Genomic DNA, 21,998 nt, shown 5'->3' with positions numbered 1-21,998 from the left:
TCTCCTTATTTAACTATTTCACTGCCTGTGTCCAAGCACCATTTCGCGCAGAACGCTGCAACTGCTTAAGTTGCATCAGCATTGTGCGATCTGTTACTTGATCGCCGATACGTATACGCATACCGCCAAGCACGTTTGGATCTACGATTGGGTTTATGTATGCACGATGACCCAACTTATTGCTGTAGATCTCAATCAAACGCTTAATCTGCTTATCTGTAAGAGGCTGAGCGGTTGTAACAGTAACCAAAGTTTCGCCCGCTTCACGCTCAAAACCAGACCACGCGCCGCCAAAGCTGCCCGTTTTGCCGCTTTCAGCTCCACCATGCCATGTTCCTACAAGATAGTGCATAATGCGCAACACAACAGGATGCGCCTTACCTCCAATAAGCTCATCAATCAATCTTGATTTGTCTTCCGAAGACCTATTTGGATCGGTAATGGCGTCAGAAAGCTCAGGATATTTTTCCAGCATATCCATCATTGTTGAAAGCTCATCAGATATACGCTGAGCTTCGTCGTGAGCATCTGAAATGGCTTGCGCAAGCGAAGAACGCGACAAGTTTTCGCTTACTCGCGATGCCTTTTCTGGCATCCGTACCTCCTCATTTATGCAAAACTTAAGTAGTGGAATCAAGCATCACCAAGATTTAACTTAGATTAAAACTAAAATGTAAAACTTAGTGAAACCGCTTGTTTTAGCTACTTGTTTTGACCCGAATCCTTAACACTTGAGACTTCATCAATCACATGATCAATGATTTTAGAGCCTACGGCATCGTCATCTAGCTTAGATGCAAGAATCTTGCCAGCTAACGCTGCAGCGAGAACCGAGACTTCTCCTTGGAGGCTAGACATGGCGTGCTTATGCTGAGCTTCAATGGAACACTGAGCTTCACTAATGATTTTTGCAGCATCTTTTTCTGCGCGCTGTCTCGCTTCATCAACAATCTTAGAAGCCTGTGCACGAGCCTGTTCACGAGTCTTTGCAGCATCTGCTTGAGCCTGAGCAAGCTCTTCTTCCATCTTGCTCTTTAACTCATCAGCTTCACGCTGCATGTTTGCTGCTTTGGCCATTCCGCCTTCGATTTTTTCTGCACGCTCATCAAGAATTGCCTGGAATTTAGGCATAACAAACTTGTAGAAAAATGCTGCAAGAACTACCAAAACAATTAACGACCACACTAAGTCATAAGGCTCAGGCAAGAACAACGCCAAACCATTACTCTCAGATGCATGTGCCATGGCTTGTCCTTTCTATTCCTTCAACACTTTTGTATTTGTGCTGGAACGAGTTGTTTCGTTCGGTTCACTTTCCCATAATGTAGGCAACGAATCCGAGCAAGCCCAGAACCTCGATAAATGCCAAGCCAACAAACATAAACAGCTGAATACGATTGCCAACTTCTGGCTGACGTGCAGTGGACTCCATAGCCTTAGCAACAACGATTGCCATACCAAGTGCAGGAGAGATTGTTGCAACAGCAAAGCCAAGGATGCTCAGGTTACCGACCAATCCTGCTAGAGCGATGATGTTATTCATTGGTTTCCTTTCTGTTAAAACAGTAACCAGTATAAACCCGTAAGATGTGTAAAATCTGAAGATTTAAGCTATGCTATCAGGCAACAGCAACAGCAGATTTTTCTTCTTCCTCTGGGTAGCTTTCCGAAATGTAGACGGACGCAAGCACGGTAAAAATAAATGCCTGCAATCCTGCTACCATAATTTCGAATAGGGTAAACAGAATGCCACCAAGCAGCCATAATGCACCGCCGAAGGCAAGGAGTTTATTGCTGGAATCCACCACAAAGAAGTTGGTGAATACTAAGCAAGTGGCCACCAGCAAATGGCCAGCAATCATATTCGCAAACAAACGGATTGTAAGCGAAAGTGGTCGCACAATTATTAATTCTATGAGCTGCAATGGCGAAAGAATAAAGTAAATCGGCCATGGCACGCCCGCTGGGAATAATGCTTCACGGAAGAATCGCAAAAAACCTTTTTCGCGAATGCCAGCAATAAGATATTGGCACACAACCCATAAAGCAAATACAAGCGGACCAGTAATGGTTGCGGTTGCAGCCATATTCAATCCTGGAATCACAGAACAAAGATTAAAGAAGAAAATTGTTATAAATAACGTAGACATCATTGGCACATAGCGCTTGCCACGTTCTTCGCCAATCATCTCATACACAATGTTAAATCGCACAAAGTCCATTAGGATTTCTAGCACACTTTGGAATCGCGTAGGAACTACTTTTGCGCGAGCGGCACCAATGCCAAAAATAATCATAACGATTACAGCCATAAGCACGCGCACCAAAATAATGCGGTTCATTGCAAATGGCGTGCCTTGGAATAAAATCTCTGGAGGCAAAAACTCATCAATCTTAGGCAACTCTGGCTGTTCTGAAGCCAGCAATGTTGCCGAATGCACAGTGTTAGCTAACGCTTCAATAGCTCCACTCATCAGCTCCTCCTTGTAAGGCGTCGTTTATATCGCTACTCACGTTTAATTAATACTAAACCTTTAATACTAATCCTCTTAAAGCTGGGTTGCATAAACGGCAAACTCTGTAAATCTATTCGTTGGTGTGATACTAAACGAAAATATATCTCTAAAATGCTGATTCTACTCTTGGTTTGTACATTTGAGTTATATTGTTGATTATTAACGAGTTTTGCGCTTATAAAGTATGCAAATCTCTAGTCAATTGTTTATTGTACTCCACATTTGTTTAGAATTAAACCGCTTTTGCAGGAAACACGCCGAAGACTTGACAAATCTAAATTTGCACCTATCGTAGATAGAGCTGCTAAAAAGCAGCCGACGCGGGGTGGAGCAGCTCGGTAGCTCGCTGGGCTCATAACCCAGAGGTCCATGGTTCAAATCCATGCCCCGCTACTAAAGCCAAGAATCGCATACTTCTCACGAATGCGCATCTTGGCTTTTCTTTTAATCTTTTTAGTTGGCGCAGTCTTTAGCGTGATATATCTGATATATCAATAGAGAAGGATTGCAAGACGACGGCGAGCGCGATTCAAACGCTCATCGCCAGCGGGAAGCATTGCAAAATACTCAAGCATGCGGTCTTTAATCACCTCTGCGCAATCTTTGTGAGAAGCAAGAAAATCAAGAAGCCTGCCAAAAGCATCGTCAATGTGGCCATCAATCATATCTACATCTGCTACAGAAAGCTGAGCAGAAACATCACCAGGATTATCTCCAGCAGATTTGCGCACAGCCTCCACATTTGTGTTTGTATTCCTGCTAAGAAGCAAGGCTTTAGCGCGTTCGCGAGCAGCTAATAAGTCATTTGGATTAGCCTGCAATACTTTTTCATACTCACTTGCAGCTAGCGCATAATCACCACTAACGGCCGCAGCGCGCGCTGCCTTATGCTCAGGAGGAACGTTGGAGAAATCGCCAGAATCCGCAGAATTATCGTCTGCGTCAGCATCTGCCGAATCTGAAGAATCTGAAGAATCTGCTTTAGATTCCGCTGAATCAACATATGGAGCAGTTCCAGCTACACCAGACTTTTCTGCAACCTTAACCAGCTGCGGCAAAATTTCGTTACAGATTTGCTGCAATTCATCCGCGCTAGGCAAACCTTGACAAATAGGCATTGGCCTTCCACCAACAAGACCATAAATCGCAGGAAGTTGCTGAGCTCGCAAAGCCTGAGCAATCGATGGGCTTTGATCCGCGTCAATTCGCGCAAGTTGCATTCGACCATCTAGGGCAGTAATAGAATCCGCAAGATTTTGCGCTAAATCATAAGAAGTTTCATCACTTTTTTGCCAAACAAGCAAGATAATTGGAAAACTTACGGAAGTCTGAACCATTGCCTGGAAAGTCTGATCGTTAACATCAATCACATACCCGCCTGCAAGTGGCATTTTAGACTGAGGCTTGCCAGATTTTTCGGCGGCTTCGCGCTTTGCAAGAGCCTCCGCTTTGCGCTTTACGCCTTCTAGATCAACTGCGCCAGCAAGTGAAAATCCACCCGGATTCATACCCATGGATTGCGAATCAACCATATTTCCTCTTTTACTTGAATTTTGTACGCGATTCAACGCCGTACATGCTAAAACTCTACAACGCCTCTACTTTTATAGGCTGACGTTCCGCGCCAACTGGAATAATACTTGCACCAGACCCAGCAGGAGGCACAACCATAGCTATAACGTTCACATAGGTTACACGCATTGTAGAAGTGGCCTTAGCGTCGCCGAACAGGGCTTTTTCTTCATCGGAAGCTGGCCTAGATTCGCGGCCTTCGCCAGCTTTTCTAGTCCAAACTGAATCAATACGAGCAACAACCAAATCACTTCCATCGCTTGCGCGCATAACGCTAATCTGATTTGTTACGGGAACAAAAACCTGCTCCTGAGAGCCCTTGTTTCGCTCCATTCCCGCTTGAACGGTTTTAGAAAGCTCCTCTAACTTTGATCGCAAATAGTCTGCAGCAAAATACTTTGCAAACTTGCTTGATTCGCCCCTTTGTAAAACATCTGCATATGCAGTTGTAGCCGCCTGCGGAGTCATAATCAAGCCAGAATCATTGGCCTTCCCCATAGAAGCTCCGATTGAAGGAACTGGGAATTTTGGCAAGTGAACGCCTGGGAAAAGCCTTGCTACCGCCCAAAGTTTGTAATTTGAGCGCGCGCTATCTTGGCGAATCACCAACAGGCGCTTAGATTGCTGATCTTTTGTTGTTGTGGTAATCGTCATTAAATCGCGCGGCCAGCTTGCGTTTGTTGGCACAATTGTTTGAGCAACTTCGCGAGGAATAGTGGTTTTTGCGTCCAATTTGCCTGTTTTTGCAGCAATCGCCAGCTCGCTTGCGCGCACAAGAGCCGAAGGGCCGCTCATATATTCCTCAAGATTGCTTGCGTTTTTCTCTTCGTTGGCCTTTTCTAAGGAGCGTAAAACTCTTAAACGTATATCTTTTTCTTTGATTGGAGTTACGTCTGGAATCTCCTTAATGCTAGAGCCTTCTTCTGCTTTAGGAACTTGGCCTTCGCAAGCGCAAAGCGTAAGGCACATTGCCGAAGCAATTACCGACGCACATGCAAAACGTGCGTAATGCTTGATTTTATGCGCATAAAACATAGTCATACTTTCCAAAATAACGTTACTTTTTGCGGTTTTTTGAAGATTTTGAGTTGGCATTGGTGGAACCGTTGTTAGTGCCACTGTTGGAGCCACTATTGGAACCCCTGTTGGAGCGGTTATCAAATCCTCTATCTCTGTACTTGCGATTTCTTCCTTGCTTTTGACCGCGAGCATCGCGCTTGCTGCCTGGCTTTGCACTAGCCGAATCGCTAGATGCCGAATCTCCAGCCACCGCCACCTTGCCGCGATTGGCCTTGCGGTTGCGGTTGCCGCTGCTACTGCCACTGCCACTGCCGTAACGGGACTCATTCTTGTAGCGATTTTTTGCGCGGCCATTTTCGGATTTTTGTGCTTTTTGTGCGTTTTGTGAGTTTGGCTCTTTCTGAGCACTTTCCTTACTATCCGCTGAGCTAACAGATGAGATGTTTGCCGAGCTACCATCTGAGTTATCCGCTGAATTTCCCGCAGATTCAACATCGCCAGACTCCGCGGAAGAATCGCCAGCCACCGCCACCTTAGCCTCGCCAGCCAAATCGCCATTAAAAGCAACCCCAGATTCGCTAGCAAACCTAGCAAAGTAAGACTGCAAATCGTCTTTAGAAATAACAGTTGTTTCATCTAAAGCCGCAGTAGGGGAAGAATTTAGACCAGACTTTACGCTTATAGAAGAATCAACAGCCGCTTGAGACTTTGCGGTACGCGTTCTTGCGTGAACTCCGTGCCTTGCATGCGCCCCAGAACTGCCCTTGTGCTTAGACTTTTTGCGCTTTGTACTGCCAAAAATACCAGCCAAAGTTCCAGCCAAAGCCTCCGAGATCTTAACTTCTTCTTGGCTAACATTTTCAACACTAATCAGGCCCGTTCTGCTTGCAACAAGTCGCTTATTTCGCCTGCGATGCGGCGCCATTGCAAACACAGAAGCAGAAAGCCCGCAAAGCAAAATAAACAGCGCGCCTACAAAATACAAAGGAGTTGCAAAATCAGGTAGATTATGCCTGCGCCAGCGCAATTCAACAAAAGCTTCGGGAGAATTCTTGCCAAGGTCAATAATCAAAGCTCTACGGGCAATTTTTGCTCGCAAAGCCGATGGCAATTTTTGATGCGATGCATGAGATTGCGCATTATCTTGCGATTCTTGTTTTACATCCAAATCCGCCGCATTGCCCGCCTGCTCAAAATCGGCAGCATTTACAAACAGCTTTGCCAAGCCCATTTGGCAAGTGGCATTAGTCCACAAATCTGAATCTTTAAAATCAACATCTTTAGAAGCCTTAGAATCAGTAGCATTCGCACTAGTTTGAGCAGCAACCGAATCATCGCCGCCATCTGCACCTGCGTTGTCTACCTTCATAACAGCGGTAGAAAGATTACTCCAATTATCAAGACCCGTTATTCTTTGCACGGAATGCCCCTGCACCCATCCGCGCACGTCTTTAGCCAAGCCAACCGCAACGCAAATAGGCTTGCGAGTATTAAGCGCCGCAACGCTGATTCTTACGCGATAATCAACAAGGTTTAAAACACCTGGATCCGTAACAATGTATCTAGAGCCATACACGTTTGTATGCGCCGAAACAATCGAACTCGGCTTCCAAACCGTTGCATTAAGCACACCAAGAACAATACTAAGAACAGCGAGTAGCCCAAAAATAGGCGCCACAATGCCCCGCATGACCTTAGCTCGTTTTGTAGGATGTTGCATTAAACCTCTTTCTTAAACCTGCACTGCCGCTAATCGCAGCAACGCACGCAGGCGTATTAAAGCTGATTCTAAATTCGTTATATTGTATCTACTTTTATCTATTCTACAATCCTCATTAATCTTTTATAAGACTAAGCGATTTTGCTTAAGCGATTTTGGCGATAAAACATTTAAAATCATGCGCAAGTTATAGGCTTAAACTTATGACAAAAACCAGATTAAATTTAACTAAATCCGTTATAGCTCGAGCAATTTGTGGCGCAAGCGCGATTTCTATGTGCTTCTGCTTAGCATCTTGCAGCGCAAACAGCGAGTCAAGCAATGGTATGGCAGATGCTGCCGCAAACGCTGCTGGAATGCAAGTTTTAAACGGCGTTAAGGCAAGTGGAGACTTAGGCAAGCAGCCAAAAGTTGAATTAACAACCCCTATAGATGTTAAGCCAAATTCTTACGCCATTTTGCAAAACGGCAATGGCGCTAAAATCCCAGAAAATAGTCGCGTATGCGCTAATGGCATTGTGTACAACGCTAAAAATGGCAAAGAACTTATGAGCACCTGGAAGCAAGGCAAGCCAGACTGCTCAATCGTTGTTAAAAAGGGCGTTACAAACAAGTCTTACTACACGCTGCTTAGGGGAAGGAAGATTAATTCCACAATCGCCTTTGGCGTGCCGGCAAATCCTCAAACTAAGCAAGACGCGTACGTAATGGTGTTAACTCTTGTTTCTTCAATGAAGACTCTTGACCGCGCAACGGGCAGCAAGGTTACGGATATTCCTGAAAACTTGCCAAAGGTAACTCTTAGTAAATCTGGAGAGCCATCGTTAGATAAAAATAACTATGTTCCAGACGGAAAGCTTGTTGCTCAAACTTTGATTGAGGGAACTGGCAAAGAGGTAACCAAAGAAAGCACTGTAACCGCCCATTACACTGGCTGGACTACCGATAAAGACGGCAAATTACATCAGTTTGATTCGTCATGGAAGCGCGGAACACCTGCGGACTTCTCGCTAGCTGGTCAAGTGATTCCAGGATGGACTAAGGGTCTGGCTGGAAAGAAAGTTGGATCCCAAGTTCTTTTGGTAATTCCTCCAGAAGATGGCTATGGCAAAGAAGATAAGAAGGACGCACAAGGAAACGTAACAATTCCTGCAAATTCAACGCTTTACTTTGTTGTAGACATTCTCTACGCTTCGTGATTTAGTTGCGATTTAACTCGCGATTAAACTGCGATTAATGTTATGCCGCGCTTGAATAAATCTTGCGCGGCATTTTTGTACGCGCTCCGACCTGCCTTTTCGCTTAAAGCGTAGCGCGAAAAGGTAATTCGGAGCGCTGAGCTTGCTCAAAGTTGAAAGCACGGTGTGCTTTCAACGCAAGCGAAGACGTGAGCGCGCTGTAACGCGCGAACGACACGACCTGCCTGAGCGCTTAGAGCGTAGCGCGAAAAGCGCTTTGACTGAGCTTGAAAATTGCATAACGCATTTCAAGCTCCTTCAAAGCGTGATTTGGCTTAAGGCATAAAGTCCAGTGGACTTTATGCCTTAAGCCAAATCAGCCGAACGGCTACTAATAGCCGTGAGGAATAGAGCGCTGAGCCGCTCAAACGTAAAGTCCAGTGGACTTTACGTGCGGCGAAGACGTGAGCGCGCTGTAACGCGCGAACTATTTGCCAAATTTGGTACAAAGTCGGAAAACCGCCAGCGTTACAAATTCCTCACGAGCGAGACAAATGTAACGAAAATCAGCCAAAAAACGTTACAAACGTCTCACTTGCGACGCATATGTAACGCAAAACCAGCTCCCGCTGCAGCCACAATTACGCACACTGCAACAACAGCACAGATAACAGCAATATTAGGCCTATTGCTGCCAGCAGCAGCGCCAGATGCGCCAGTCGTAGCAGCCGCAACATCCGCAGCTTGCTTAGATCCAGTTGCAATCGCAGCACCTGCATCAACATCTCCCACGCTTTGCCCATGCTTTGCAATATTTAGCTTCGCCCAGGCAATCTGCCTACCTTCTTCGTTTGTTATCAAAAGCGTATAAACGCCAGCGCAATCATTTGGTAAGTTAACACTAAAATATGCCTTCTTGGAGGTTTCCGATTCAAAGTTTGCGCAAAGAAAATCGTTGCCATTAGTATGATTCAGCATCTTAGGCTTAGCGTCTTTGGTGTTTGCAGCCTCTACCGCGCTAGGTTTTTCTGCATCTCCCTTATAAAGGTACACAACCAGCTCACTTCCCGAGAACACACGTTGAAGCTGCTGTTGAGTAGCGTTAGGGAAAATCTTATCTGTGTTAATATAAAAAGCGTTCGGCATTCCTGCCTCAACACCCATATTGTTCATTAAAGTCAATGTGTTTTTAATGTTCGGGTTAAGCTCTTTTAGTGTTTTAGGTGCTGGAGCTGGCTTAAAGTAATCGTAATTTGTTTCTTCATCATTGCTGGAATCTAGCGAGTATGCCTTGTATCCAGCAAATGGCGAACGCGTTGGAGCTGGGTCTTTAAAACTATTAGAGTGCAAGTTTTGCATACCTTTTGCAACATCTTGTGACCCCGGGAAGCTATTCCTAATGTGGAATCGCACTGCGTCTGTAAGACCTTTGTACGCATCTTTAATCTGCTCAGGTGTTTTTGCAGCATTTATACGCTTCCATTGCTTTTCTAGAGCGCGCGCTTCATCAACAACCCTTGCTGATATGTGCAAAGCAAAGCCGTAATAGAATCCTCTAAGATCTTCTTTTACAGATTTAAGAAGTTTTTCACTAGGCGCATCTAATTTGCCTGTTTTACTTGCCATTCGCGTAGCGTTTGACGCCATCAACATACTGTAATACAAATGGAACGCAAGGTTTCCTTCGGCGAAGGATTTATCTTCGTAATCTATCTTAGATAACTGTTTTTTAATAAGACCAACGCCATCGGTTGTTCCGTAGAGTTTTGCAAGACTAACGTTTGTGTTGTTTTGCAGATTAGCATAATTGTCTGATTCGGCGGATTTTGCAGCAGCAGGATTTGCAGATGCAATCAAGCAGCACGCGCACATAGTTAAACACGTTATTAAAACTACGAGTCTTTGTAAAATCGATTTTGCAAAAACATTAGATTTTATAAGAACATTTGGCTCTGTAAAATTGCGATTCATAGAATTCCCTTCACTATCTTCTTGTTATTCTCTGCTTTTATTTTTGTGTTTATTCTTCGATTGTTTTTTGTGTTTATTTAAAAACGCTTAAACGTTTGCTTAATTCTACATCTAATTATGCTCAGACCAACAATGACGCCGAAATGCGGATTTTCCGCTTTTTGTTGCTGATTTTGGTGTGGTAGAGCTACAAAAAGCGGAAAATTGTTTGCGCGCTACGCTTCAAGCGAGAAGGCAGGTCGGAGCGCAAAAAAGCCAGAGCTAAATGCCCTGGCTTTTGGCTAATCATAAGCTAATTAACACCGCGCGGCTTACGCGTATGTGTATGAATCAAGTACTCTTGACTATCTACCAACGGTCTGCCTTCTGCATCGCGAGAATGCAACGTGTATGTGCCGTCGCCATCCATCCACCAAGAAACCGTTGAATCCGCCATTTGCAAATCAATGTACTGAATCAACGCTTCCACCTGGTCTGGAGCACTTATGCGAACCAGCGTTTCAACGCGCCTATCAAGGTTGCGATGCATCAAATCTGCCGAGCCAATCCACACTTCTGGGCCACTTGCAGGGCCGTCGCCAATCTGCGGTCCGCAAGAATTAGCAAACGCGTAGATTCGGCTGTGCTCAAGGAACCTGCCAAGAATAGAGCGAACGCGAATATTCTCACTCAAGCCTTCAATACCAGGCTTTAGCGAGCAAATTCCACGCTCCACAATGTCAATCTTTACGCCAGCTTGAGCCGCGCGATACAAGGCATCAATCGTCTTTTCGTCAACAACAGAATTGACCTTAATCTTAATCCACGCTTCTTTACCAGCAAGAGCAGCCGTCTCTTCCCTGCGAATTCGCTCAATAATACCCGTTCGAACTGTGCGAGGAGCTACAAGCAGGCGATGGAAACTAGACTTTGGAGCGTAACCCGAAAGCTGATTAAACAAGCGAGTCAAATCTTGGCCAACTACAGGATCGCAAGTAAGCAAGCCCAAATCTGTGTAGAGGCGAGCCGTCTTAGGGTTATAGTTACCAGTACCAACGTGGCAATATCGGCGCAATCCTTCGGCTTCTTGGCGAACCACCAGCGAAAGCTTGCAATGAGTCTTCAATCCAACAATGCCATACACAACGTGAACGCCTGCACGCTCAAGCTTGCGCGCCCAAGCGATGTTGGCGTCTTCGTCGAATCGCGCTTTAATCTCAACAAGTGCAAGAACCTGCTTGCCAGCATGAGCCGCGTCTACAAGAGCATCGATAATTGGCGAATTACTAGACGTGCGGTACAGCGTTTGCTTAATTGCAAGCACTTTTGGATCTGCCGCCGCCTGCGCCAAGAACGCCTGAACAGAGGTAGAGAACGAATCGTAAGGGTGATGCAGCAAAATATCGTGCTCGCGAATCGAAGCGAAAATATCTTGCGCATGGCTGGTTTCCACTTCTGCAATCTGACGATTTGTAGTAGGAATAAACGGACGATACTTCAAATCTGGGCGATCCAGCGCTTGCAACTCAAAAAGAACCGTCATATCTAGCGGCGAAGGCAAACGATAGACTTCCTCTGGGCTTACGCGCAACTGATTAGCCAGCAACTGCGACAAGAATGGGCTAGCTTCGTCGGAAATCTCAAGACGAATAGGCGGCCCAAAACGGCGACGCAAAAGCTCCTTTTCCATAGCGTTGAGCAAGTTTTCTGCATCGTCTTCCTCAACGTCAATATCTTCGTTACGCGTAACGCGGAAAGATCGCGCTTCTTTAATAATCATGCCTGGGAAAAGCGATTCCAAATGTGCTGCAATCAACTTTTCCATAGTGATAAATCCGTAGCGCTCTTCGCGGCCTTCTTCATCTGTTAAATCGTCAACTGGAACCAGGCGATTCAAATTGTCTGGAATCTTTACGCGAGCAAAATGCGATTTTCCAGAATTTGGATTTTCTACAATAACAGCCAAGTTGATTGACTTGCCAGAAATATATGGGAATGGGTGAGCAGGATCCACCGCAAGTGGTGTTAATACTGGGAAAACCTGCTTGCGATAATAGTCTGAAAGCCTATCTTTTTCGGATTGCGTAAGCTTATCCCAACTGAGCATAACAATGCGCTGCTTAGCAAGTTCTGGCAAAATGTGGTCAATAACATAATGCGCATGCTCATCTTGACGACGATGCGTAACCTCGCTAATTGCGCGCAACTGTTGACGCGGGCTAAGCCCACTTGCCGCGGTTACTGCGATTCCAGAGTCGATTCTGCGCTTTAACCCTGCAACTCGAACCATAAAGAACTCGTCTAAGTTGGAGGCAAAGATGGCTGCAAAGTTAGCACGTTCAAGAAGTGGTAAATCGGTATTTTGCGCTAGCTCAAGCACGCGGCGATTGAACTTTAACCAGCTGAGTTCGCGGTCAAAGAAGCGATCTTTTGGCAACGGTAGCTCGCCCTCACGAGCTTCACGCTTTTCTGCCTTTTCGTCTTCGGCGATGTGTTCTGCAATCTGGCCGCGCAGAATCGCCTTTGAGGGAGCGTCAAAAATTTGTACCATACTCCGTAATTGTATGCGCTGTAAGGGATGTGCGCGACTGAGTGTCGGCAGCAGCAAAGACCTCGACACGCCGATAGCGGCAACATGCGAACGCATTTGAACATGACAACCATTGCATGTTAACAAAATGATGCAAAACTGGCGACTTTTTATGTGCGATTGAACACTAATTACAATATGTTAACAAAAGCGATTTTGCGCTTTACTCTTAAAGCAAAAATGGCGATAATAAGAATCACAAGAACAAATTAAAAGAGCGGTAACCCACAGAAATGTATGGATGTTAGATTCCAATTACGTTGAACGGATACTTAAGACTTTTACCGTTGCAACGAGGATGTTGTGCAGATGAATCCGCTAAAGTTGTTTTTGTAGCAAGAGGCTCGTCAAGGTGGCGAGCCTCTTTTGATGCACGAGAATTTTGAGTGCTGGCGAGCGCTGGGTGACTACGCACCGCCCCCCCCCCAACACACGCGACTGTCTGGCTCTTAAGGGAAACTATCAAAGAATAATTGTTGGAAAAATATTGGAATAATACTGTTAAAATTCATTTTCTTAGCTTCTTTGAAAATGATTTATAGATAGCAGCAAAAACAGCAAAAACAGCAAAACAATTAAGAAGGATCGAAGAACCATGCAACACTCGTTTACAGTAATGTTGGCAGCCGAGTTTATTGGCACTGCCATTCTTATGATTTTTGGCAATGGAGCCGTTGCCAACGTTGAACTTAAAAACACTAAAGGTCATCATGCAGGTTGGCTAAACATTGCTATGGGCTACGGTTTTGGCGTTATGTTCCCTGTGCTAATGTTTGGCGGAATTTCTGGCGCACACATAAATCCTGCTATGACAATTGCACAAGCTGTAAACGGCATGTTCCCTTGGCAAAACGTGCTTCCATATATTGTGGCTCAGCTTTTGGGCGCATTGGTTGGCCAGCTTATTGTATACGTAACTTATTTGCCACATTACAACGAGACTGAGGAGCCAGAAGCGATTCTTGGCACCTTCTGCACTACGGACGCTTACAATAACAAGCTTAACTACTTCCTCAACGAATTCTTTGGCACGCTCGTACTTGTTTTGGCAGCTCTTTGCTGCCTAACTTCTCCTTGGGGAGAAAAGAATTTGGCAGGAGCTTCAATCGTAGTTGGCTTTGTTGTTTGGGGTTTGGTGACTTCTATGGGAGGCCCTACTGGCCCTGCTTTGAATCCTGCTCGAGACATTATGCCACGCTTGCTTCATGCCATTTTGCCAATCCCACACAAGGGTTCTTCTCGCTGGTGCGAGGCATGGATTCCAGTCGTAGCCCCTACTGCTGGTGCAATCTTGGGCGTGCTTATGTTTAAGTCGCTATTTGCGTAAATTAAATTTTGCAAAATTTAGAGCATAATAAATGAGCGTAATTGGTAGATTCGCACCCACTCCTTCTGGGCGCATGCATATTGGAAACATGGTTGCTATGCTTGCGGCTTGGCTTTCTGCAAAGTCGCAAGGTGGAAACATGATTTTGCGCCTGGAAGATCTGGACATTGCTAGAATGCCAAAAGATGCTAGCGCGCGAGTGATTGACGATTTGAAGTGGGCTGGTCTTGATTGGGTTGGCGAGCCGACTTATCAGCATAATCGCAATGCAATCTACCAAGAAGCTCTTGAAGCTCTAGAATCTTTGCAAGACGTCGACGGAAATTCCCTGATTTACCCGTGTTTTTGCTCGCGTTCCGATATTCGCGCGATTGCAGCTCCGCAAGAAGGCGACGGCTTTATACGCTACCCGGGTACGTGCAGAAATCTTCGCAAAAATGCGGAAGGCTTAGCGCAAATCGAAAAGCGTTTGCAAAATAATCAGCAACATTCTTTGCGACTTGCTGTTCCCTCGGCTGATTCGCCGCAAGCGAATGTGAGTTTTATAGACGCGATTTTTGGCGCACAATCGTTTAATATTGATCGCGATTTGGGAGACATGGTGATTCGCCGCGCGGATGGCGTATTTTCTTACCAACTTGCGGTTGTTGTTGACGATGTTTTGAGCGGAGTAAACGACATTGTACGCGGACGCGATTTGCTTCGTTCGGCGGCGCTTCAAATTTGGATTGGTGAGTTGCTGGAAAAGTCGGGATTTTTTGCGGCTCACGGCGTGCATTATTTGCAGCCAAAATTTGCGCATTTGCCACTAATTGATAACGCTCAAGGCGAGCGACTCGCAAAAAGTAAGCACTCGCTAGACGTTGGTGCGCTTCGTGAATCTGGTTGGAGCGCCGAGCGCATGATTGGCTATTGCATGTATCTTTTGGGATACAAGAACCCTGGGCAAAATCAACCAGTAGATATGAGCGCAGCCGAAGCTCTTACGTTGTTTAAAAACGACGAAACGCCGTGGGACTCTATTCGCGCAAACCTAGCCGACAAATCCGTGCCCTTCCTCGACTAAACTATGTGTTTATACCGATAGATTGGGGCAATAAATGGCATATATGACGCAAAAAGATTTAGCGAATACTGAGGTTGATTGTGTTCGTGCGCGTCAAATTGCCGATGGTGTGCACAGCGTGCAAGACGCCATTGCTCAAGCCGAATCGCATTATGGGCGCAAACCTGAGTCGGTTACGCTGCTTGCTGCAACTAAAACGCGCGATGTTGGGGAGATTATGGCGGCGCTTAAAGCTGGAGTGCGCGTAATTGGGGAAAATCGACCGCAAGAAATTGTTGCAAAAGCCGAGATTTTACGCAAGGAAGCTGCTCGCGAGAATTTAAGCGTTGGCGTGAATGGCAGTATAAATAGCGAAATTCCGCTCTATTTAATAGGTCAGCTGCAAAGCAATAAAATAAACAAAGTTTTGCCACTCGCAAATGGTATTCAGTCGGTTGATGGCATTGATCTTGCGCAAAAAATATCTGCTCGCGCGCAAAATTTGGGACTTTGCGTAGACGTTATGCTGGAAGTGAACGTTTCGGGAGAAGTTACAAAATCGGGGTGCGCGCCAGAACGCGCAATTGACGAAGCTCTCGCGGTATCCAGCTTGCCAGCGCTTAATTTGTGCGGATTTATGACGCTCGGAGCGCGCGTGAATGATGAAAAAATAGTTAGAAGCGGTTTTGCTGCATTGCGAAAAATCAGGGATTGTGTAAGTGAGCAACTCTCGCAAGATCATGATGGAAACTCTACAAAACTGGAGCTTTCAATGGGAATGTCTGGCGATTTTGCGTGGGCGATTGCCGAAGGCTCAACAATAGTTAGGATCGGTTCGGCAATCTTTGGCCCGCGCGCATTTGTGTAGTCTTAAATCAAATCAATAATTTCTCACGCATGCATAATCACATTACGCAGCGAACCAATGCCGTCTACGTGCACAATCGCTTCGTCGCCAGCGTGCAAAGTTCCTGCTGGGTACGGCGTTCCAGTCAAAATAACATCTCCTGGAAGAAGCGTTGAGAAGCTTGAAATCGCAGCAATTTGCTCTGGAATGCTGTGAATCAATCGTGCTGTAGTGCCGCTCGCTTGTGGCACATCTTTGCCATTAAGCGTAAATGAGATATGGGAATCGCGCCAATTTAGCTCGGTTGTAATCCATGGACCAAGAGGGCAAGACGTGTCGAATCCTTTTGCACGCGTAAACATTGGGTCGCTGCCTGCGCAATCACGCAAAGTTACGTCATTTACACATGTAAAGCCAAAAACGTAGTCCATTGCCTTATCTACCGACACATTTTTGGCGATTTTGCCCATAACAACAGCCACTTCTGGCTCAAAATTCATATCGTTCGAAAAAGCAGGAATAACAATCGGATCGTCAGGTCCTATTACAGATGTGCTCGGCTTTGTAAAAATCACCATGTCTGCTGCAGTATGCGACGCGGCCGCAGCAGAAGATGCGCGCTCTTCAGCAGAACGCGTATCGTAGTTTTTTGCCAATCCGTAGACTTTTGAAGGAATCACTGGTGCAAGCAGGCGCACTCCGTCGGCGTCTAACTCGTAGCGCTTACCTGTTGGTTTAACTCCTTGAGGGCTTAGTGGATGGCCTTCCAGCGCTACTAAATAATCCTTGCCGTCTGCTTCGTCTTTTTGAACGAAAGCGTACTGCGGAACTTCATTATAGGAAAAACGTGCAATTCTCATATTTTTAAGATTACGACATATTTGATACTTAGGAAAATACTTAGAAAAAGTCGCAAGCTTACAAAGATTTAAGGAAACGCCACAAACATCTTGAAAACAAAACTTGAGTGTAGTAGACTCAAGTTTTAGAAATTGACAGAATGTGGTTTGAGCGCAATTGCAAAAAGTGCACGCAAATCACCTAAAATCCGCAGAATAGCGGTGCAAATGGGGGTAAATATGGAACAAAAGTTTACAACCTTAGCGCAAGATGCATTAAGCGATGCTGTACAAAGCGCGGCGGCGGCTGGCAATGCGCAAGTAGATACGTTACATTTGGCAGATGCCTTACTTCGCCAAGAGCAAGGCGTAGTGCGCGCGCTAATTGCTCAGGCAGGGGCGGACGCGCAACAAATCGGAGCCGAAATTCGCAACGCATTAGTGGCATTGCCTTCATCTACTGGCTCAACTACAACTAAACCAGATGCAAGTCGTCAGCTTTTGGCTGCGCTAAGCCAGGCAGAAAAAGAAATGCGCGCAATGGCAGATGAATACGTTTCTACAGAGCACATGCTTATTGGCATAGTTGCAAGCGCGCCGAATGCTGTTGCAGATATTTTCAAAAAGCACAATATTTCTGCAGACGCGTTGCGCAAGGCTGTGCCAACTGTGCGCGGAGGTGCGAAAGTTACCAGCCCAGACGCGGAAGGCAACTACAAAGCGCTTGAAAAATATTCGGTTGATATGACTGCGCGCGCTCGCGAAGGAAAGCTCGACCCAGTAATTGGACGAGACCAGGAAATTCGCCGCGTGATTCAGATTCTTTCTCGCCGCACAAAGAACAATCCTGTGCTAATTGGCGAGCCTGGCGTTGGTAAAACGGCAGTTGTAGAAGGATTGGCTCAGCGAATTGTTGCAGGAGATGTGCCTACAACTTTGCAAAACAAGCGTCTTATAAGCCTCGATTTGGCTTCGATGGTTGCAGGTTCGAAGTATCGCGGCGAATTTGAGGAACGCTTAAAGGCAGTGTTGAAGGAAATTCAGCAATCGGACGGTCAAATTATTACGTTTATTGACGAAATTCACACTGTTGTTGGAGCAGGATCCGCAGAAGGTTCAATGGATGCTGGCAATATGCTTAAGCCAATGCTCGCGCGCGGTGAGCTGCGCTTGGTTGGCGCAACTACGCTTAACGAGTATCGTGAGCATATTGAAAAGGATTCGGCGCTTGAGCGCAGATTCCAGCAAGTGTTTGTTGGCGAGCCGTCTGTTGAAGACACGGTGACGATTTTGCGCGGACTTAAGCAACGTTACGAAGCGCACCACAAGGTGACTATTAGCGACGATGCAATCGTAGCTGCAGCAACACTTTCAAACCGCTATATTACTGGCAGGCAGCTTCCAGATAAGGCGATTGATTTGGTGGATGAAGCGGCAGCTCACTTGCGTATGGAGCTTGATTCTCAGCCAGAAGAAATCGACGAATTGCAGCGCAAAGTTACGCGTCTTGAAATGGAAGAAATGCAATTAAAGAAAGCGGAAGATGCTGCTGCGCGCGAACGCTTAGAAAAGTTGCAGGAAGAATTAGCAAACTCGCGCGAAAAGCTTACTGGTTTGAAAGCGCGTTGGGATGCGGAAAAAGCTGGCCATAACAAGGTTGGTGATTTGCGAGCGCAACTCGATGCTAAGCGCGTAGAAGCCGACAAATTTACGCGTGAAGGCAACTTGGAACAAGCAAGCCGTATTTTGTATGGCGAAATCCCAAGCATTCAAAAAGCTTTGGAAGAAGCGGAGTCCGAGGCTGCTAATGCTAAGAGTGAAGAAAAAGAGCCGATGGTTCCAGACCAGGTTGATGCTGATTCTATTGCAGGAGTCGTTAGCGAATGGACGGGCATTCCTGTTGGTCGCTTGATGCAAGGCGAAAATGAGAAGCTGCTCAACATGGAAAAGGAGCTTTCTAAGCGCGTTGTTGGCCAAAGCGAAGCAATTCAGGCTATAGCGGATGCTGTGCGCAGAAGCCGTGCTGGAATTGCAGACCCTAATCGCCCAACTGGTTCCTTCTTGTTCTTGGGTCCTACTGGCGTTGGTAAGACGGAGCTTGCAAAGGCTCTTGCCGACTTCTTATTTGACGACGAGCGTGCAATGGTTCGCATTGATATGAGCGAGTACATGGAAAAGGCTTCTGTTTCTCGTCTTATCGGTGCTGCTCCTGGTTACATTGGCTATGAGGAAGGCGGCCAGCTTACTGAAGCCGTGCGTAGGCGTCCGTATTCTGTAGTGCTTTTTGACGAAGTTGAGAAGGCACATCCAGAAGTATTCGACGTTTTGTTGCAGGTTTTGGACGATGGTCGTTTGACTGACGGTCAGGGTAGAACGGTTGATTTTACGAATACGATTTTGATTATGACATCAAACTTGGGTTCGCAATTCCTTGTGCAGGAGGGCTTGGACGATGCTGCTAAACGCAAGGCTGTTATGAATGCTGTTCATGCTGAGTTTAAGCCAGAGTTCATCAACCGTTTGGATGAGCTTGTTATGTTCCATCCGCTTACTCGCGAAGAGCTTGGTGGAATTGTGGATATTCAAGTTCGTCAAGTGGCTGCACGCTTGAGTGATCGCCGTATTAGCTTGGATGTGAGCGATTCTGCTCGCGCTTGGCTTGCGGAGCATGGCTATGATCCAGTTTATGGTGCTCGTCCGTTGCGTAGATTGGTTCAGACAGAAATTGGCGATCAGCTTGCGCGATTGTTGCTTTCTGGAAAGGTGCATGATGGTGCTCGCGTAGTTGCGGATTGTGCAGAGAGCGACGACCATGTGACCCTAAAGATTGCGTAATATATGCATTATTTAATGTAGTCAAATAATGTAGTCAAATCGAACAAAGCGTGCTGTTTATTGGATTATTTTCCAGTAGACGGCACGCTATTTTTGTTGCATAACGCTTATTTTTCTATGCAATAATGCGCGTGTCTAGTTATGCTTCAAAAGTCGAATCAATAGTGTTTAATAGAACGTATGTTCGATAATATTGTGATGCTTGTTTTAATGGTGGTTGCTGTTGTAATAACCGCCATTGTTGTGCTGGTTATTGTTAAGCACAACTCTGGAACGCAAGGCGCTAATGGCGTAAACCAGCGCGAATTTAACGAATTGCGCTCGCAGTATGAACAAGCGCGCGCTCAAGCTCAAGAAAATGGCAATCAGGCTATACGGTATCGCACACAAGCAGAGCAGCTTGCTGAGCGATTGAAATTTGTTGAAGCAGAACTTGCTAAAGCGCAGCAGGCAGAGCAATTGCGAGTGAATCGCGAAGAACAATTGCGCACAGAGCGAGAAGAACGCGAACGGTTAAATCGTGAGAAAACTTTGAAAGAGCAAGGCAAAGTTTTGGAAGCGCTTGCTCCAGTAAAAGACAATCTCGAAGCATTGAAGAATAAAGTTTCGCAGATTGAAGAAGGGCGTAAGCAAGAAATGGGCGTACTGAGCACTCAGCTTAAAGGCTTAAGTGAGCAGCAAACAAGGCTTGACCGCGAAACAAGTTCGCTTTCTGCAGCATTGCGAAATAATAAGGTTCGCGGAGCTTGGGGCGAGGCTCAACTAAAAAATATTGTGGAATCTGCAGGCTTGCTTGAGCATGTTGATTTTGATACGCAGGTTGTTGTAACGGGAGTAAGTGGCGAGCAGCAGAGACCAGATATGGTTGTGCATCTGCCAGGAGGCAAAACAATTCCAGTTGATGCAAAAGTTCCGTATGCAGATTATCAGCGCGCTTGCGAAATACCAGATAATGCAAGTGACGAAGAATTAGCTAGAAGGAGCGAGCTTCTAAAAGCGCATGCTAAGGCTTTGCGAGAGCACGTTAGAGCATTAGGAGCTAAAGCATATTGGCAGGCTTTTGAAACAGCGCCAGATTTTGTAGTTGCATTTATTCCAAACGAAGCGTTGCTTCAGGCAGCTCTTGAGGCGGATCCAACGCTTATGGATGATGCTTTTGCACAAAAAGTAGCACTCACTTCACCAGTTACTTTGTGGGCTGTGCTTAAGTCTGTTGCGTACGCATGGCAGCAGCAAAGTCTTACAGATGATGCAAAAGAACTTTTCGATTTATCTCGAGAATTGTACGATCGCTTTGCGGTTCTTGGAGAAAATGCTTCAAAACTTGGCGTATCTTTGGCAAGAACAGTCGCAGCTTACAATAAGTTTGCTTCCTCACTTGAGTCTAGAGTGTTGGTAACAGCGCGTAAACTTCAGAAGTTAGACCAAAGTAAAGTTATTGCTTCAATAGATCTTATAGATTCCGATAAAGCTGATGTTAAAGAGCTGAGCGCTCCAGAAGTATCAGTAGAAGATCGTTAAGCATAAAAACATCAAAGCATCAAAAATTGAACAACTCTAAACGCTAAGGAGTGTAATAATGACGGAATTACAAGAGGAACGCGCGGAACTTAAGCGCATGCTTTGTGCGGATATGAGTGCGAAACCATTTAGCGAACTGTTTTCTGTTACTTTTGCTCAGCGCGGCTCCAAGTTGGTTGGTGATGTTCTTTTTGATGCAATTGAGAAAGCTGGGTATTCGTTAGAACGCGATGTTGACGCAGTTGGAGCGTTAACTGCTGCTGCAGTGCCTATGGTTTTTGCGCTTATTCATGCTGCAGAACGTAAAGGAATTGCACTCGATGGCTTTGTTATGGATTTTGTTTTTCCTGCAACAAAAGGTCCGTCAGTTAAAGGCAAACGAGTATTGTTGCTTGACTCTTGGCTTTCTGAAAAATCGTATGTTCAAACTTCTTCGCTTGTGACTTTACGCAACGGCAATGAATTAAGTCTTGATTTTGGCATTGTTAATCAGCAAGGCGCGCAAATTCTTGCTATAGTTGCATTAATTGGTGGTGTTGACGCCGACGAAGAAGGCACAAGGCATCTTCAATTAGTAAATCCAATAAGTGAGGAGAGTACTAAAATGGCATTTGTTCAAGCTTTCGGTGAAGAAGAATTACGTGCAGATGCAGAACACGAAGATTGCTGCAACGATCATTGCTGTGGCGGTCATTGTGAGGTTAAATGCACGGGAGATTGTGCTAACGATGGTTGCACTGAGCCATGCTGTGAGGATAATTGCTGCGGTGGCCATTGCAAAGTAGAGTGCACTGGTGATTGCAAGCATGACGGTTGCACCGAGCCTTGCTGCGAAGATAATTGCTGCGGCGGTCATTGCAAAGTAGAGTGCACGGGCGATTGCGCTCACGATGGCTGCACGGAGCCTTGCTGTGAAGATAACTGCTGTGGCGGTCACTGCAAGTCAGGTTGCACAGGAGATTGCGCAACTGACGGCTGCCAAGACTAGTTGCCAAGCCTCAAGCGCAAATTGATACTTTAAGTGGATCAAAACTCACA

The 21,998-nt window shown here is 45.8% G+C and carries 18 protein-coding genes and 1 tRNA gene; 8 read left to right on the top strand and 11 right to left on the bottom strand.

Annotated features, from left to right (window positions below):
- Positions 1–13 precede the first annotated feature (13 nt).
- From ACZ0NX_RS05180 to atpB, 4 genes are all read right to left on the bottom strand, one after another.
- Entirely contained in the window at positions 14–595 is a 582-nt protein-coding gene (locus tag ACZ0NX_RS05180) for a F0F1 ATP synthase subunit delta (protein ID WP_060787078.1), read from the bottom strand.
- 107 nt (positions 596–702) lie between these two features.
- Positions 703–1,245 (bottom strand): F0F1 ATP synthase subunit B, encoded by a 543-nt coding sequence (locus ACZ0NX_RS05175; RefSeq protein ID WP_415688854.1) that lies wholly within the window; start codon positions 1,243–1,245, stop codon positions 703–705.
- A gap of 64 nt (positions 1,246–1,309) precedes the next feature.
- Entirely contained in the window at positions 1,310–1,543 is a 234-nt protein-coding gene (atpE, locus tag ACZ0NX_RS05170; protein WP_004126223.1) for an ATP synthase F0 subunit C, read from the bottom strand.
- A gap of 76 nt (positions 1,544–1,619) precedes the next feature.
- Positions 1,620–2,474 carry a F0F1 ATP synthase subunit A gene (gene atpB / locus ACZ0NX_RS05165; RefSeq protein ID WP_060787076.1) on the bottom strand — a complete coding sequence of 285 codons (855 nt, stop codon included), beginning with the start codon at positions 2,472–2,474 and terminating at the stop codon, positions 1,620–1,622.
- Between the two features lie 361 nt (positions 2,475–2,835).
- Between atpB and ACZ0NX_RS05160 the strand changes: the two genes are divergently transcribed.
- Positions 2,836–2,909 (top strand) — tRNA-Met (locus tag ACZ0NX_RS05160).
- A 98-nt stretch (positions 2,910–3,007) separates the two neighbouring features.
- On the opposite strand, the gene ACZ0NX_RS05155 is transcribed toward ACZ0NX_RS05160, so the two are convergent.
- The 3 genes from ACZ0NX_RS05155 to ACZ0NX_RS05145 are packed head-to-tail and all read right to left on the bottom strand — an operon-like array spanning position 3,008 to position 6,798.
- On the bottom strand, positions 3,008–4,048 hold the full coding sequence (locus tag ACZ0NX_RS05155) for a tetratricopeptide repeat protein (protein ID WP_464405925.1): 1,041 nt from the start codon (positions 4,046–4,048) through the stop codon (positions 3,008–3,010).
- 55 nt (positions 4,049–4,103) lie between these two features.
- The gene (locus ACZ0NX_RS05150) at positions 4,104–5,129 is read right to left on the bottom strand and encodes a DUF8094 domain-containing protein (RefSeq protein WP_464405982.1); all 1,026 of its coding nucleotides are present in this window, start codon (positions 5,127–5,129) and stop codon (positions 4,104–4,106) included.
- A gap of 16 nt (positions 5,130–5,145) precedes the next feature.
- Positions 5,146–6,798, bottom strand: a complete 1,653-nt coding sequence (locus ACZ0NX_RS05145; protein WP_464405922.1) for a hypothetical protein — start codon at positions 6,796–6,798, stop codon at positions 5,146–5,148.
- A gap of 233 nt (positions 6,799–7,031) precedes the next feature.
- On the opposite strand from ACZ0NX_RS05145, the gene ACZ0NX_RS05140 reads away from it, so the two are divergent.
- Entirely contained in the window at positions 7,032–8,027 is a 996-nt protein-coding gene (locus ACZ0NX_RS05140) for an FKBP-type peptidyl-prolyl cis-trans isomerase (protein ID WP_060787071.1), read from the top strand.
- Between the two features lie 570 nt (positions 8,028–8,597).
- Here the strand turns inward: ACZ0NX_RS05140 and ACZ0NX_RS05135 are convergent.
- The 3 genes from ACZ0NX_RS05135 to ACZ0NX_RS05125 all read right to left on the bottom strand — a co-directional run bounded on the left by ACZ0NX_RS05135 (position 8,598) and on the right by ACZ0NX_RS05125 (position 12,961).
- On the bottom strand, positions 8,598–9,977 hold the full coding sequence (locus ACZ0NX_RS05135; RefSeq protein ID WP_464405921.1) for a hypothetical protein: 1,380 nt from the start codon (positions 9,975–9,977) through the stop codon (positions 8,598–8,600).
- Between the two features lie 292 nt (positions 9,978–10,269).
- Complete coding sequence (locus tag ACZ0NX_RS05130) at positions 10,270–12,507, bottom strand: RNA degradosome polyphosphate kinase (protein ID WP_415688847.1); 2,238 nt, start codon at positions 12,505–12,507, stop codon at positions 10,270–10,272.
- A 283-nt stretch (positions 12,508–12,790) separates the two neighbouring features.
- Positions 12,791–12,961, bottom strand: a complete 171-nt coding sequence (locus ACZ0NX_RS05125) for a hypothetical protein (RefSeq protein ID WP_464405919.1) — start codon at positions 12,959–12,961, stop codon at positions 12,791–12,793.
- 180 nt (positions 12,962–13,141) lie between these two features.
- Here ACZ0NX_RS05125 and ACZ0NX_RS05120 point away from each other — a divergent pair, with 180 nt between their 5' ends.
- The 3 genes from ACZ0NX_RS05120 to ACZ0NX_RS05110 are packed head-to-tail and all read left to right on the top strand — an operon-like array spanning position 13,142 to position 15,786.
- Entirely contained in the window at positions 13,142–13,873 is a 732-nt protein-coding gene (locus ACZ0NX_RS05120) for an MIP/aquaporin family protein (protein ID WP_415695472.1), read from the top strand.
- Between the two features lie 31 nt (positions 13,874–13,904).
- Positions 13,905–14,939, top strand: coding sequence for a glutamyl-Q tRNA(Asp) synthetase (locus ACZ0NX_RS05115; protein ID WP_464405918.1), 1,035 nt, complete (start codon positions 13,905–13,907; stop codon positions 14,937–14,939).
- Positions 14,940–14,973: 34 nt separating this feature from the next.
- Positions 14,974–15,786, top strand: a complete 813-nt coding sequence (locus tag ACZ0NX_RS05110; RefSeq protein ID WP_464405916.1) for a YggS family pyridoxal phosphate-dependent enzyme — start codon at positions 14,974–14,976, stop codon at positions 15,784–15,786.
- A gap of 23 nt (positions 15,787–15,809) precedes the next feature.
- Here ACZ0NX_RS05110 and ACZ0NX_RS05105 read toward each other — a convergent pair whose 3' ends face one another.
- Positions 15,810–16,625, bottom strand: coding sequence for a fumarylacetoacetate hydrolase family protein (locus ACZ0NX_RS05105; RefSeq protein WP_464405914.1), 816 nt, complete (start codon positions 16,623–16,625; stop codon positions 15,810–15,812).
- A gap of 219 nt (positions 16,626–16,844) precedes the next feature.
- Between ACZ0NX_RS05105 and clpB the strand changes: the two genes are divergently transcribed.
- The 3 genes from clpB (at position 16,845) to ACZ0NX_RS05090 (ending at position 21,948) form a co-directional block, all read left to right on the top strand.
- Positions 16,845–19,439: an ATP-dependent chaperone ClpB gene (gene clpB, locus ACZ0NX_RS05100; RefSeq protein WP_464405912.1), complete on the top strand. Its 2,595-nt coding sequence runs from the start codon at positions 16,845–16,847 to the stop codon at positions 19,437–19,439.
- Between the two features lie 180 nt (positions 19,440–19,619).
- Positions 19,620–20,960: a DNA recombination protein RmuC gene (locus tag ACZ0NX_RS05095; RefSeq protein WP_464405910.1), complete on the top strand. Its 1,341-nt coding sequence runs from the start codon at positions 19,620–19,622 to the stop codon at positions 20,958–20,960.
- Between the two features lie 58 nt (positions 20,961–21,018).
- The gene (locus ACZ0NX_RS05090; protein WP_464405909.1) at positions 21,019–21,948 is read left to right on the top strand and encodes a type I phosphoribosyltransferase; all 930 of its coding nucleotides are present in this window, start codon (positions 21,019–21,021) and stop codon (positions 21,946–21,948) included.
- Positions 21,949–21,998: the final 50 nt, after the last annotated feature.

The organism is Gardnerella rara (assembly GCF_055452355.1).
The sequence above is the reverse complement of the archived record's forward strand: the minus strand, read 5'-3'. Positions and strand labels throughout refer to the sequence as shown.